Below are 13,620 nucleotides of genomic sequence, written 5' to 3' on the forward strand. Positions count from 1 at the left end.
CCTCCTATTCTAATGGCGCTGAAGGCGTTTCACGTTTCGCAACTACAACATGCTCTACGTCATTTAAATCAGCGGCTGGCTTTACATAAGCTGTTTTTGTTAAACCATATGGATCCGGCTGAACATCAACGATGGTTCCAATTACAAGACCTTTCGGGAAAATATCACCAAGTCCAGATGTTACAACTAGTTGATCGGTCTTTACATTTGCATCAGAGCCAATCTTTGTGAACAGAAGTAAGTGTTTTTCTTTGTCGTACCCTTCAATCAATCCAAAGATTTTCTCATCACCTTGTACGATAGCAGAAACACGATTTGTTCGGCTCATAGAACTTAACAATTCTACTGATGATGTAAACTGAGATACACTTTTCACTCGTCCAACTAAACCTTGTGGAGTTAATACAGCCATATCTTTTTTAATTCCTTGCTGTGCCCCTTTATCAAGTCCAACTAAATCGTACCATTTATCTGGATTACGAGAAACAACAGTCGCTGGAATTTCAGTATAACCGCTATTTAACTTATCTTTACCCGTTAACTCTTGTAGTTTCTTTTTATCATCTTCTAATTGTTTTACTTTCCCTGATAGACCTGCATAATTGTCTAATTTTGCTTTTAATTCTTTATTCTCTTCATACGTGCGCTTTACATCCTCTACATTTTCGAAGAATCCAGCTACGTATTTCGCTGGCTTTTGGAATACACGTTCTACAACACCGACAGTGTCTTTAACAAACTGCTCTGGCCATGTTAAACTGTTCCGTTCTTTCAATGAGATTCCAATCAATGCCACGAGAAGAATAATACTAACTAACAAAACAATTAATCTTTTGTTTAAGAAAAACTGTGGCACGTTCACACCCTCTTAATTTCATTGATTTTTATTTTGCAATATTATCGAGCAGCAGTTTTGAAAAGATCGATATTGTCTAATGCTTTACCCGTTCCAATTGCTACGCAATCTAATGGGTCTTCTGCAACAAGAACTGGCATATTTGTTTCTTCACTAATTACTTTATCTAAATTACGTAGTAATGCTCCGCCACCTGTTAATACGATACCACGGTCCATAATATCTGCCGCTAATTCAGGTGGAGTTTTCTCTAACGTATTTTTAACAGATTCTACAATGGCATCTACTGTATCTTTTAATGCATCTGCAATTTCTTCTGGTTGAATTAGTACTGTTTTTGGTAAACCACTTACTAAATCACGACCGCGAATTTCCATAGGCTCGATACCTTCTGGCTCGCCTGCAGAACCGATTTCTAATTTTAATGCTTCAGCTGTTCTTTCACCGATCATTAAGTTGTAGCTTTTCTTAATGTACTGAATGATTGAATCATCCATATCATCACCAGCAACACGAACTGATTGACTTGTTACAATACCACCTAAAGAAATGATTGCAACTTCTGTTGTACCGCCACCGATATCAACAACCATGCTACCAGTTGGTTCCCAAACAGGTAAGTTTGCACCAATTGCTGCTGCAAATGGTTCTTCGATAGGATAAGCATCACGAGCACCAGCTTGACGAGTCGCATCAATTACTGCACGTCTTTCTACAGCTGTAATACCAGATGGTACACATACCATTACATAAGGTTTACGTGAGAAGAATCCATTTGATTTTTGAGCTTGTTGAATGTAATATTTCATCATTGTTGCTGTTGTTTCGTAATCAGCAATTACACCGTCTTTCATCGGGCGAAGTGCCACAACGTTTCCTGGTGTACGACCAATCATTTGTTTTGCATCGCTACCTACAGCAACGATTTGTTTCGTATCAGTTTGTAACGCTACTACTGAAGGTTCACGTAAAACTACACCTTTTCCCTTTACATATACAAGCGTGTTCGCAGTTCCTAAGTCTATTCCAAGATCGCGAGTAAAGCCACCAAATCCAAACATATTATTTATCTTCCTTTCTTGTTTTCACGGACTCATTTTTTCTTACTTTATATTATAAAAACAGTACGTTTTTTATATCTTTATCCTTTTTGTAGATAATTTTCTACAAAAAACTCATAAATCACATTATAAAACAAAATAAGTAAAAAGCATAGTCTTAAATATGACCTTTTTCCTTTAAACTCACGAATTTATGGTCACCTATTATAATATGATCGAGCACTTCAATTCCGATAATTCGGCCGCATTCTACTAAGCGTTTTGTTACTTCAATATCTTCTCGGCTCGGCGCGGGATCTCCTGAGGGATGGTTATGAAGACATATGATAGAGGCTGCTGCACGGCGAAACGCTTCTTTAAAAACTTCCCTTGGATGTACAATTGATGAGTTTAAACTTCCAATAAAAATCGTCTGCCTATGTATAACTTGATTCTTTGTGTTCAAATATAGACATACAAAATGCTCCTGCTGCAGGAAGCGCATTTCTTCCATCATATATGTGGCGCAATCTTCCGGGCTTCGAATGCTGTATCTATTTTGATATTCTAAACGCAACATTCTTCTACCGAGTTCAAAAGCAGCTATAAGCTGAGTTGCCTTCGCAACCCCGACACCATGTATACTGACAAGCTCTTCTAACGTTGCATCTTTCAACATACGTAAACCATCAAAATGATGTAAAATTTTATCTGATAACTTCAAAACTGTTTCTTCTTTAGAACCTGTTCTGAGTAACACTGCAAGAAGCTCCCGATTGGATAAACTTCCAGCCCCTTCTAACAATAAACGCTCCCGTGGCTGTTCTTCTTTGACAACATCACGAATACCGTTCATTTCTCCACCCCTTTATTTGTTCTCTCAAAGAAAATCCCATGCAATTTTACGCATGGGTTACATCAATATTAAATTGTTTTAATTCCCGAACAAGACGTGAAATTGGTAACCCAACTACACTATAGTAGTCTCCTTGAATATGTTGAACAAAAATAGATCCTTTACCTTGAATCCCATAACTTCCTGCTTTATCCAAAGGCTCTTTCGATGCAATGTATGCATCAATTTCCTCTTCTGTTAATTCCCAAAACGTAACTTCTGTACGCTCGTAAAAAGTGACTGTTTTGTCCTTTGCTATAATTGCAACACCAGTATACACTTCATGTGTTTTCCCTGATAATAATTGCAACATTTCTTTCGCCTCAGCCTCATTAGATGGCTTTCCAAGAATACGCGACTCATATGTAACAATTGTGTCTGCACCTAACACAATATGATCACTGTTATTTTCTGCTACCGCAGATGCTTTTTGCAGGGCAAGGGACATAACAATATCAGAAGGCGATGAATACGCACCAATCGTTTCTTCTACTTCACTTACAACAATTTCAAATGGCACACCCGCTAACTCAAGCAATTCCTTCCTGCGAGGTGATCCTGAAGCTAAAATAATTTTTTTCATATTTTCTCCTTCCTTTCTCACATGAAGCAGAATCATTTATATCAATCGTATCAAAGGAATAGTTTGTCCACAAATAAAAGAAATATTATTTTCTCTAAACAAAATAATACTTCCTTACTAAAACACGATTATATTCCTGTCATAGAGAAAGCACTTTACTCTAAATTCAAAAGAAAAGAAAGAAGCATCTACACTTCTTCCTTCGTCATTTCATTATCCTATTATTTCACCTTTTGTGAAACAATTTTTTCGTATGAAAGTATACCATCAATGATAACTTGATTTAATTTCGCTAAAGATTCCTTATCACCTTTTCCGTCCTTCACTGTTTGCACAGCTACTGACGTGTACATATACAATTTCTTCGCTTCTTCCTGCTTCATACTTTTCCCTTCTTTTTCAATCGCTTTCCACTCTTTTTCGATTGCACTTATATCTTTTGCATTACTTTTTTCACTAGCTTGTACGCTAGAAGCATATTTTGCTAAATGAGTATATAATGGCTGTACTTTTGTTAAAAACGCCCCAACTTCTTTATCATCTTTAAGTAACGCTTTATCTATTATATCCCAGTCCTTTTTCAATACGGAGACATTATCATTTTTATACTGCGTCATTAATTGGTTTATGCCTTGTTCATCGCTAGCAATACCAACAACTAATGCATACTTATCACCGCTCGGTTTTAAGGCTGCTACACCTCCATTACCTTTCCACTCTTCAAGAGCGGCCTGTCCCTTTTCTTCAGAAGAATAGATTCCTCCTTGAACAAAAAATAATTTCATTGGATCTAATGACGTTCCTGTCTGTGCTTTTGTCTTTTCCTCTTTTGGTGCTGGTGTTTGTTCTACCGTTCCGCCCACCTTTGATTCTTCCTTTCGCATCTGCTTCGAAGCTGTTACTTCGCTTCCTCCTGTCGCACCTTGTCCTTTCAGTAACTGTAGCATCCCCATCCCAAACGCCGTACCAATAATAATTGCAGTTGCAACGATTGCAATTAACGTATTGCTCCACTTCTTTCGATTTTTTTCCGTAGACGCTACTTTCGATTTTTGAAACGGAACAACGTTTTTTGGCCTTTCACTTTCTACTACCATCCAGTCAAATTCATCTTTCTTCTTCTCCTCATACTTCGCTTCTGTTCCATTCACTTTCACTGAGATCGTTCGTGATTGCTTGTCCATACACTCACACCTCACCTCTTATCGTTGTCCGCATCATATCATATTCATTTCACAAAAAAACGAGATATTTGTCAGAGGAATTCGCCAAATAACCCTATATATTTATCTTATATGTATGCATTTGACTTCATTTGTAGAACAAAAAAACTAGATAGCAAAGACTATCTAGTTTTTTTCGCGAATATATTTTCGAACTTCCGAAATGAAATAAAGAGAACCTGTTATGATAAAAACATCATTTTCTCCAAGCATTTCAACCTTCGTATCAATTGCCTCTTTCCAATTTTCAAAAACTAATTTTGACTCTTCCTTTGCATACGATGCAAGTTTGTCAGCAGAAATAGCACGATCAAAGGCGAATGTTGTAAAAATAATTTCATCGGCGATGCTTTCTAATTGACCTACCATATTGTGCAATTGTTTATCACCAAGGGCAGTAAATAAAACTATTACATTTTTATCTTTGTAATGTGATTCTACCGTTTTCACAAGACTTTCAATACCTTCTGGGTTATGAGCACCATCTATAATAATATCCGGATTACTTTGCAGTTTTTCAAAGCGCCCCACCCAATACGCTTCCTGTAATCCCGTTCTTATTTCTTCTTCCTCAATTAAAAATGATAAGTATGTTTTTACATACATGACTGCCATAAGTGCAAGTGCTGCGTTTCCTACTTGATGGCTGCCTTTCATTGAAATTCGCACATCTTCAAAAGAGGCGAAAGGGCAAGTGAAATCGAAATGTTCTCCATCTTCGCTAGACTGTTTATGTAACGATGTAAAATGGTTGCCCATCTCGTATACATTCGCATGATTTTCCTTTGCAACTTTTTGAATGACTTGCAGCGCTTCCTCATCTTGCACACCAGTAATAACCGGAACACCAGACTTAATAATCCCCGCCTTTTCATATGCAATTTCTCCTAATGTATTACCTAAAATATGCATATGATCGTGACCGATATTCGTAATAATCGTGAGAACTGGATGAATCACATTCGTAGAATCAAAGCGTCCTCCAAGTCCTGTTTCAAATAAAACAACATCACAGAAATTAACTTTACCGAAGTAACAAATTGCCATAACAGTAATAATTTCAAACTCAGTCGCTTCCCCTAAATCCGTCTCATCTAGTTTTTCAACGACTGGCTTTACCATCTTTACAAGTTCAGTAATCTCTTCATCTGCAATTGGTGTTCCATTCACACTAATACGCTCGTTAAATGTTTCAATATAAGGGGAGGTAAATGTTCCTACCTTATATTTTGCATTTTCTAACATGTAACGCATATATGTTAACGTTGAACCTTTTCCATTTGTACCAGCAAGGTGAACACATTTTATGTGACGCTCTGGATTTCCGAGCTCTTCTAGCATCCATCTCATTCTTTCTAATCCCGGTTTAATACCAAATTTCAACCGGCTATGAATCCAGCCTATCGCTTCTTCGTATGTATGTATCACGTATGCTTTCCCCTTTCAAAAGACAACCTTCATATTCCTATTATACGCAAAGAAAAGAGACTCACCAATATAGTGAGTCTCTAAAAAACATTTTTATTTCTCAAGATCCGCTAAACGTTGGCGAACTGCTTCGCGTTTTTCTAGGTAATCTTGCTCTTTCGCACGCTCTCCTTCAATAACTGCTGCAGGAGCTTTTGCTACGAAACCTTGGTTTGAAAGTTTCTTCTGTACACGTTCTACTTCTTTATCGAACTTCTCAAGTTCTTTCTCAAGACGCGCTCTCTCTTCATCAAGATTGATAAGGTCAGCTAACGGTAAGAATAACTCTGCACCTGTTACGATTGCAGTCATCGCTTTTTCTGGCGCTTGTAAATCCGTTTGAATTGTTAACTCGCTTGGGTTACAGAAACGCTCAATGTAAGAGCTATTTTTCGTAAGCTGAGCAAGTACAGCCTCATCTTTTGCTTTAATTTGCATTTGAACTTTTTTGCTCATTGGCGTATTAACTTCTGCACGGATGTTACGAACAGAACGAATGATATCAACTAGAAGGTGCATTTCTGCTGCAGCTTCTGCATCTTGTAAATCTTCGCGTACTGTTGGCCACGCTGCTACTGTAATAGATTCGCCTTCATGCGGTAAATGTTGCCAAATCTTCTCTGTTACGAATGGCATGAATGGGTGTAATAGACGCATTGTTTGATCTAATACGTAAGCTAAAATAGAACGAGTTGTTTTCTTAGCTGCTTCATCTTCACCGTATAGAGGAAGTTTCGCCATTTCAATGTACCAGTCACAGAAATCATCCCAGATGAAGTTGTATAATGAGCGACCAGCTTCACCGAACTCATATTTATCCATGTTACGTGTTACGCTTTCGATTGTTTCATTTAAGCGAGTTAAAATCCACTTATCTGCAACTGATTTTTCACCAGTTAAATCGATTTCTTCATATTTCATGTCATCCATGTTCATTAATACGAAACGTGATGCATTCCAAATTTTATTAATGAAGTTCCAAGTAGATTCTACTTTCTCCATGCTGAAGCGTAAATCTTGACCTGGTGCACTTCCTGTTGATAAGAAGAAACGCATTGCATCTGCACCGTACTTCTCGATAACTTCCATTGGGTCAATACCGTTACCAAGAGATTTACTCATTTTACGTCCTTGCTCATCACGAACTAAACCGTGAATTAATACATCTTTAAATGGACGCTCGCCTGTAAACTCTAAACCTTGGAAAATCATACGAGATACCCAGAAGAAGATGATGTCATAACCAGTTACTAGTGCATCAGTTGAATAGTAACGTTTGAAGTCCGCTGCATCTTCATTTGGCCAACCAAGTGTTGAGAATGGCCATAACGCTGAACTGAACCATGTATCAAGTACGTCGTTATCTTGATTCCAATTTTCAATATCTGCTGGCGCTTCTGTACCTACGTATACTTCACCAGTTTCTTTATGATACCAAGCTGGAATGCGGTGTCCCCACCATAATTGACGAGAAATACACCAGTCGTGAATATTTTCCATCCAACGTAAATATGTGTTTTCGAAACGATCTGGTACGAACGTTACTTTCTCTTCTTCTTTTTGCTGAAGCGCTACTGCCTTCTCAGCAAGCGGAGCCATTTTTACGAACCATTGTGTTGATAAGTAAGGCTCAACAACTGCACCACTACGCTCACTATGACCTACTGAATGCATATGAGGCTCGATTTCTACTAATACGCCCGCTTCTTGTAAATCTTTCACTAACGCTTTACGACACTCGAAACGATCCATGCCGTTATACTTACCAGCTTTTTCGTTCATCGTTCCATCTTCGTTCATTACTAAGATACGTGGTAAGTCATGACGGTTACCTACTTCAAAGTCATTCGGGTCATGAGCTGGCGTAATTTTTACAACACCTGTTCCGAAATCTTTTTCTACGTACTCATCAGCAATAATCGGAATCTCACGGCCTACGATTGGAAGTGTAACTGTTTTTCCGATTAAATGCTTGTAACGATCATCTTCTGGATGAACCGCTACCGCTGTATCACCAAGCATCGTCTCTGGACGAGTTGTTGCAAGACGAATGTGACCAGATCCATCTGTTAACGGATAGTTCATATGGTAGAATGCACCTTGAACTTCTTTATGAATTACTTCGATATCCGAAAGAGCTGTGCGTGTTGCCGGGTCCCAGTTGATAATATATTCACCGCGGTAAATTAAGCCTTTTTCGTATAATTGAACGAACACTTTATTAACCGCATCAGATAAACCTTCGTCTAATGTGAAACGTTCGCGAGAATAGTCTAGTCCTAAACCAACTTTCCCCCATTGTTGACGAATGTGAGAAGCGTATTCTTCTTTCCATTCCCAAGCCTTTTCAAGGAATTTCTCACGGCCAAGATCGTAACGTGAAATACCTTCTTCACGAAGTTTCCCTTCTACTTTCGCTTGTGTTGCGATACCCGCATGGTCCATTCCTGGAAGCCACAATACATCGTAACCTTGCATACGCTTCGTACGAGTTAAAATATCTTGAAGAGTTGTATCCCAAGCATGACCTAAGTGTAACTTACCAGTTACGTTCGGAGGTGGAATTACAATTGTATACGGTTGTTTCTTCTCGTCTCCTGTTGCTTCAAAATATTTGCCTTCTAGCCACCACTGATAAAGGCCTTCTTCAACGGACATATGATCATATTTAGTTGGTAAATTCTTTTCCGTGTTTGACATTATTTTCCCTCCTTAAAATAAAAAATGCCCCTCATCCAAAAAAAGGACGAGGGACATCGCGGTACCACCTTTATTTACAAACAAATTCAGGAATTTGCTTATACTCTTAATTTGATAACGGACAAATCCGTCTTTTCCTAATGAGAACTACTCCGTTCAGAAAAGATGCTCCAGGGCTACCTTCTAACATAACTATCTAGAGAATCTCCCAGCTAATGATTCTCCTCTCTGAAGACGTTTCTTGTTATACTCTTCCCCTTCAAGGCATTTATATGATTGTTAATTATTATATACAATAGTGTAAAAAACGAAACCTTATTCGTCAAGATAAATTTAAGACTACAGCTTTTTGAGTAAAAAAAGAAGATAAGTAGCATCTTCTACTTATCTTCTTTATCCGTTCCCTTGCTGGGCAGCTTGTAATTGCGAAAGAAAATATTCTATATTACTAACGAGCCAATGCGCTTGTTGCAAACTCTTTACTCCGAGAAGTTCATTTTCCTCATTACGCCGCTCTCTTCTTTTCTTATAAGACTGGATTTGCCGAATAAATTGCGATGGATACGTCATATACGCAAACATGAGTAGTTGCTCTTCTTTCGTAAAAGGGAAATTTTTTTGATACATTTGATACCATTCAAACCGATCACTTCGCGCAATTGGATATGTGTTTAACGACCGAGAATAAAACCCTACAATATCTTGCACAGGTGTTGCAAACTTCGATTTTTCTAAACTAATAAAATAGCCATTCCGTTCATAATCAAATAAAAAATGATTAAGCGATACGTTACCATGTACAAAAGTAATGCGCGTTGTTTCTTTTTCTTTCATCGCATCGTTCCACTCATTTAATTGCTTCGTTGCAAACTCACGCGCCCTCATTACATGATGATAGTACGTACAATACTGCAATTCAAACGGAGACATATACCACTTCGCTTCCGATTCTACAAGAAACTCTTCTAACATCTCTCCATCATTTTCCCAGCGATCGGATATATTTGTATAATGTTTTTCTAAATCCTCTTCTGTATACGTTTCTTCTTTTACCGTTTTTTGGTGCAACGTTCCGAGAGTCTGAAACATTTTATGGTATTGATCATTATCCTCGCCGTTCCCTTCCGCACGCTCTAACCAAGGCATTAAATAATAATTATACGTACCATCACTTAAAATATAATTTCCGTCCGTCGCATGGTATATAGGTACATAATTTGAAAAACCTTTCTCCTTCAAATATTGAATATGATGCAAAAAGTTATTCCGCTCTAACTTTCTGCCTTCTATTTTCTTGAGCGCATATGGACCTTGATTCGTATAAATTTTCGTCACACTTCCGTGCTCTTCCATATGCTGCGTATCCAATCTATATTGCCTTACAATGGGTTCATAACGATTTCGTAATTCCATATCCATACGAATAACCCTTTCTATTCAAAACATAGCCTTTAGAAAAATAAGTGAGTGAAAACACTCCCTTATTTCGCTTTTGCTCTTGAAACAGGAATATAAATAATTTGTCCTGTAGTTAAATATATATCTTCTGTTTGATTGACACGGTATAAGTTTTGTACAGATGTTTCATAACGTTCTGCAACAGATTCGATCGTATCTCCTTCTTGCACAAAATACATTCGTAACTTTGTAAATTCTTCTTCCGGTTCTTTCGTAAATAATTTCGTTAAATAAAGCGCATTTTCATCCCGCTGTGAATACGTTTCCTCTTCTTGTACTTCTTGTTTTTTCGCTTGTTCTTTCTTGAAATCTTTTCTTCCGAACAATTCAAATTGCGGCGTTGTTTCTTTCTCCTCTTCACGCTCTACAAATTCATGTTCTTCTATTTCCTCTTCTTCTACTTCCTGCTCTTTTCTTTCTTCTAGTTGGAACGGTTCAAATGCGTAATCTTCCCACTCATCTGATTCCTTATAGGCTGGCTCTTCGACTTGTGGCGTTGGTCTAGTTTCATGCTCTTGCGCAGAATCATCCTCTAACTCAGCATACGCCGTTTCTTCCTCTTCATCCTCAATTCTTTCTTCATCACATAAACCTGTAATAGATATATCCGCTAATAATTGTAAGCAACCATTTTCCTTTAGTTCATAATCAAATTCCTCGATAGATACATATAGTTCTTCAATTACTTTCACACGGTTTCTTGGAATTGATATTTCAAGCGGGAAGGAATGAACAAGTTCATTAACCCCATCTTCTCTTGTTTCTACATAATCAATGGACTTCGCTGGCGATAGATCTCTTAATGAATAAGCTGAATCATCTTTTCGTGCAACATACTCTCCCATTAAATCTAATTGCCCTCTCACAATTACCTCATGATCAAGCTCTTCTATCTCAACGTCTGGATCTAACGAAATTGACAAAAGTTCTTCGACTTCCTGTCCTTTTTGGAACCAAACAGATTCTTTTAATGAAAAACGTAATGAATGATCTGTTGCCACTTCTTTTCCCCCTCCCAAACTATATGTCATTACAGATTTATGTACGGAAAGCTGACTTTATGAATAAAAAAAATCGCCCCCCTTACGGAGAGCGATTTTCTTTATTCAATTAAGCTTTTAATTTTGACATTGCAATTTCAGCCGCTGCAATTGTCGCCTCAATATCTGCATCACTATGTGCTGTCGATAAGAATAAACCTTCAAATTGGGATGGCGGTAAAAATACACCTTGTTCTACCATTTCACGATAGTAAGCCGCAAAGAACTCTAAGTTTGAAGATTTTGCTGCATCGTAATTAATAACTGGTTCATCTGTAAAGAAGATACCAATCATAGAACCCGCACGATTGATATGATGCGGAATGCCATGTTTTTCAGCCGCTTTACGTAAGCCAGCTTCTAGCATTTCAGCTTTACGCTCAAATTCTACATACGATTCTGGCGTTAACTGTACTAACGTTTCATAACCTGCCGCCATTGCTAGTGGGTTACCTGATAAAGTACCTGCTTGATAAATCGGTCCGCTCGGTGCAACTTGGCGCATAATTTCTGCTTTACCACCGTATGCTCCTACCGGTAATCCACCACCGATTACTTTACCTAAACAAGTTAAATCAGGTGTTACACCGTAATAACCTTGTCCACAATTATAAGCAACACGGAATCCTGTCATTACTTCATCAAAAATAAGCAATGCACCATTTTGCTCTGTTACTTCACGAAGACCTTCTAAAAATCCTGGTTGCGGAGGAACAACACCCATATTCCCTGCTACTGGTTCTACAATGACACAGGCAATATCATCACCGAATTGTTCGAAAGCGTATTTCACACTTTCTAAATCGTTATACGCTACTGTAATCGTATTTTTCGCTACACCTTCTGGTACACCTGGGCTATCTGGTAAACCTAGCGTCGCTACACCAGAACCCGCTTTAATTAATAACGAGTCACCATGACCGTGATAACAACCGATAAATTTCAAAATTTTGTTACGGCCTGTATAACCACGAGCTAAACGTAGCGCACTCATTGTCGCTTCTGTTCCAGAGTTAACCATACGCACAATCTCAATTGATGGAACACGCTCAATAACAAGTTTTGCTAATTTATTTTCAATTTCCGTTGGAGCACCGAAGCTCGTACCTCTTTCAGCAACAGCTTTTAAAGCCTCAACAACACGATCATTTGCATGACCATGAATTAAAGGACCCCATGATAATACGTAATCGATGTATTCATTTCCATCGATATCATATACTTTAGAGCCTTTTCCACGCTCCATAAACAACGGATTCATACCGACAGACTTAAAGGCACGAACTGGGCTATTTACGCCACCAGGCATTAAATCTTGAGCCTCTTCAAACGCTGCAATCGACTTATCAAACTTTTTCATTATTTAGCGCCTCCTTCTTGTAACCATCTTGCTGCATCTTTCGCATGATACGTAATAATTAAATCTGCTCCTGCGCGTTTCATACTAATTAATTTTTCAAGTACAACTTCTTTTTCATTAATCCACCCATTTTGCGCTGCCGCTTTAATCATTGAATATTCACCGCTTACGTTATAAGCAACGACTGGTAAGTTAAAGTTATTTTTCACATCACGAACGATATCTAAGTAAGAAAGAGCTGGCTTTACAATTAAGAAATCTGCCCCTTCCATTACATCTGATTCTGCTTCACGGAATGCTTCCATGCGGTTCGCTGGGTCCATTTGATATGTTTTACGATCACCAAATTGCGGTGCACCGTGCGCAGCATCACGGAATGGTCCGTAAAATGCTGATGAATATTTCACAGCGTATGACATAACTGGTACATGTCCAAAACCATTTTCATCTAATGCGTGGCGAATTGCTGTTACGAATCCGTCCATCATGTTTGATGGCGCAATAATGTCCGCCCCTGCTTTCGCTTGACTTACAGCTGTTTTTGCAAGAACTGCAAGAGACTCGTCATTTAAAATAATACCATCTTCAATTACACCGCAATGACCATGGCTTGTGAATTGACATAAACATGTATCCGCAACTACTACTAGATCAGGGAATTCACCTTTAATTTGCTGAATCGCACGTTGCACAATTCCATGATCACAATATGCTGATGATCCAACTTCATCTTTTTCAGCAGGTAAACCAAATACAATAACAGAACGAATACCTAAATCAACAACTTCTTGCATTTCAGCTTGCAATAAATCTAAAGATATTTGATATACGCCTGGCATAGAAGGCACTTCATTACGAACATTTTCTCCTTCTAATACAAAAATAGGGTAAATAAAATCTTCCGTATGTAAAAACGTTTCACGCACAAGCGCACGCATGCCCCCGCTTTGTCTTAAGCGACGATGACGATTAAATTGTAAAGAGTTCATAGATTTCTA

Annotated in this window: 11 protein-coding genes and 1 other annotated feature; all 11 genes read right to left on the reverse strand. The window is 38.2% G+C overall.

Annotated features, from left to right (window positions below; genetic code table 11):
- Window positions 1-4 precede the first annotated feature (4 nt).
- The gene (mreC, locus tag PDQ68_RS04155) at window positions 5-856 is read right to left on the reverse strand and encodes a rod shape-determining protein MreC (protein ID WP_001135480.1); all 852 of its coding nucleotides are present in this window, start codon (window positions 854-856) and stop codon (window positions 5-7) included.
- Between the two features lie 41 nt (window positions 857-897).
- On the reverse strand, window positions 898-1,917 hold the full coding sequence (mreB, locus tag PDQ68_RS04160) for a cell shape-determining protein MreB (protein WP_000466737.1): 1,020 nt from the start codon (window positions 1,915-1,917) through the stop codon (window positions 898-900).
- A 157-nt stretch (window positions 1,918-2,074) separates the two neighbouring features.
- A complete protein-coding gene (radC, locus tag PDQ68_RS04165) occupies window positions 2,075-2,752 on the reverse strand; it encodes a DNA repair protein RadC (protein ID WP_061184114.1) in 678 nt (225 codons plus the stop codon).
- Between the two features lie 46 nt (window positions 2,753-2,798).
- The gene (locus PDQ68_RS04170) at window positions 2,799-3,374 is read right to left on the reverse strand and encodes a Maf family protein (RefSeq protein WP_000720486.1); all 576 of its coding nucleotides are present in this window, start codon (window positions 3,372-3,374) and stop codon (window positions 2,799-2,801) included.
- A 221-nt stretch (window positions 3,375-3,595) separates the two neighbouring features.
- Window positions 3,596-4,558: a hypothetical protein gene (locus PDQ68_RS04175; protein WP_061184115.1), complete on the reverse strand. Its 963-nt coding sequence runs from the start codon at window positions 4,556-4,558 to the stop codon at window positions 3,596-3,598.
- A gap of 165 nt (window positions 4,559-4,723) precedes the next feature.
- Window positions 4,724-6,025 (reverse strand): bifunctional folylpolyglutamate synthase/dihydrofolate synthase, encoded by a 1,302-nt coding sequence (locus PDQ68_RS04180; protein ID WP_044791194.1) that lies wholly within the window; start codon window positions 6,023-6,025, stop codon window positions 4,724-4,726.
- A gap of 93 nt (window positions 6,026-6,118) precedes the next feature.
- A complete protein-coding gene (locus PDQ68_RS04185; RefSeq protein WP_000072228.1) occupies window positions 6,119-8,764 on the reverse strand; it encodes a valine--tRNA ligase in 2,646 nt (881 codons plus the stop codon).
- A gap of 39 nt (window positions 8,765-8,803) precedes the next feature.
- Window positions 8,804-9,036, reverse strand: a binding site (T-box leader).
- Between the two features lie 121 nt (window positions 9,037-9,157).
- A complete protein-coding gene (gene ysxE, locus PDQ68_RS04190) occupies window positions 9,158-10,183 on the reverse strand; it encodes a spore coat protein YsxE (protein ID WP_000366998.1) in 1,026 nt (341 codons plus the stop codon).
- Between the two features lie 62 nt (window positions 10,184-10,245).
- Window positions 10,246-11,223 carry a stage VI sporulation protein D gene (spoVID, locus tag PDQ68_RS04195; RefSeq protein WP_061184116.1) on the reverse strand — a complete coding sequence of 326 codons (978 nt, stop codon included), beginning with the start codon at window positions 11,221-11,223 and terminating at the stop codon, window positions 10,246-10,248.
- A 109-nt stretch (window positions 11,224-11,332) separates the two neighbouring features.
- A complete protein-coding gene (gene hemL, locus PDQ68_RS04200) occupies window positions 11,333-12,622 on the reverse strand; it encodes a glutamate-1-semialdehyde 2,1-aminomutase (protein WP_000712928.1) in 1,290 nt (429 codons plus the stop codon).
- Window positions 12,622-13,611 carry a porphobilinogen synthase gene (gene hemB, locus PDQ68_RS04205; protein ID WP_001087058.1) on the reverse strand — a complete coding sequence of 330 codons (990 nt, stop codon included), beginning with the start codon at window positions 13,609-13,611 and terminating at the stop codon, window positions 12,622-12,624. The genes hemL and hemB overlap by 1 nt, the downstream gene beginning before the upstream one ends.
- Between the last annotated feature and the right edge of the window lie 9 nt (window positions 13,612-13,620).

The sequence above is a fragment of the Bacillus cereus group sp. Bc010 genome (assembly GCF_027716745.1).
Lineage (GTDB): Bacteria > Bacillota > Bacilli > Bacillales > Bacillaceae_G > Bacillus_A > Bacillus_A pacificus.

Coding starts and splice junctions, on each gene's coding strand:
- mreB (WP_000466737.1), bottom strand. CDS start 1,917: ATGTTTGGATTTGGTGGCTTTACTCGCGATCTTGGAATAGACTTAGGA.
- radC (WP_061184114.1), bottom strand. CDS start 2,752: ATGAACGGTATTCGTGATGTTGTCAAAGAAGAACAGCCACGGGAGCGT.
- PDQ68_RS04170 (WP_000720486.1), bottom strand. CDS start 3,374: ATGAAAAAAATTATTTTAGCTTCAGGATCACCTCGCAGGAAGGAATTG.
- PDQ68_RS04175 (WP_061184115.1), bottom strand. CDS start 4,558: ATGGACAAGCAATCACGAACGATCTCAGTGAAAGTGAATGGAACAGAA.
- PDQ68_RS04185 (WP_000072228.1), bottom strand. CDS start 8,764: ATGTCAAACACGGAAAAGAATTTACCAACTAAATATGATCATATGTCC.
- ysxE (WP_000366998.1), bottom strand. CDS start 10,183: ATGGATATGGAATTACGAAATCGTTATGAACCCATTGTAAGGCAATAT.
- hemL (WP_000712928.1), bottom strand. CDS start 12,622: ATGAAAAAGTTTGATAAGTCGATTGCAGCGTTTGAAGAGGCTCAAGAT.
- hemB (WP_001087058.1), bottom strand. CDS start 13,611: ATGAACTCTTTACAATTTAATCGTCATCGTCGCTTAAGACAAAGCGGG.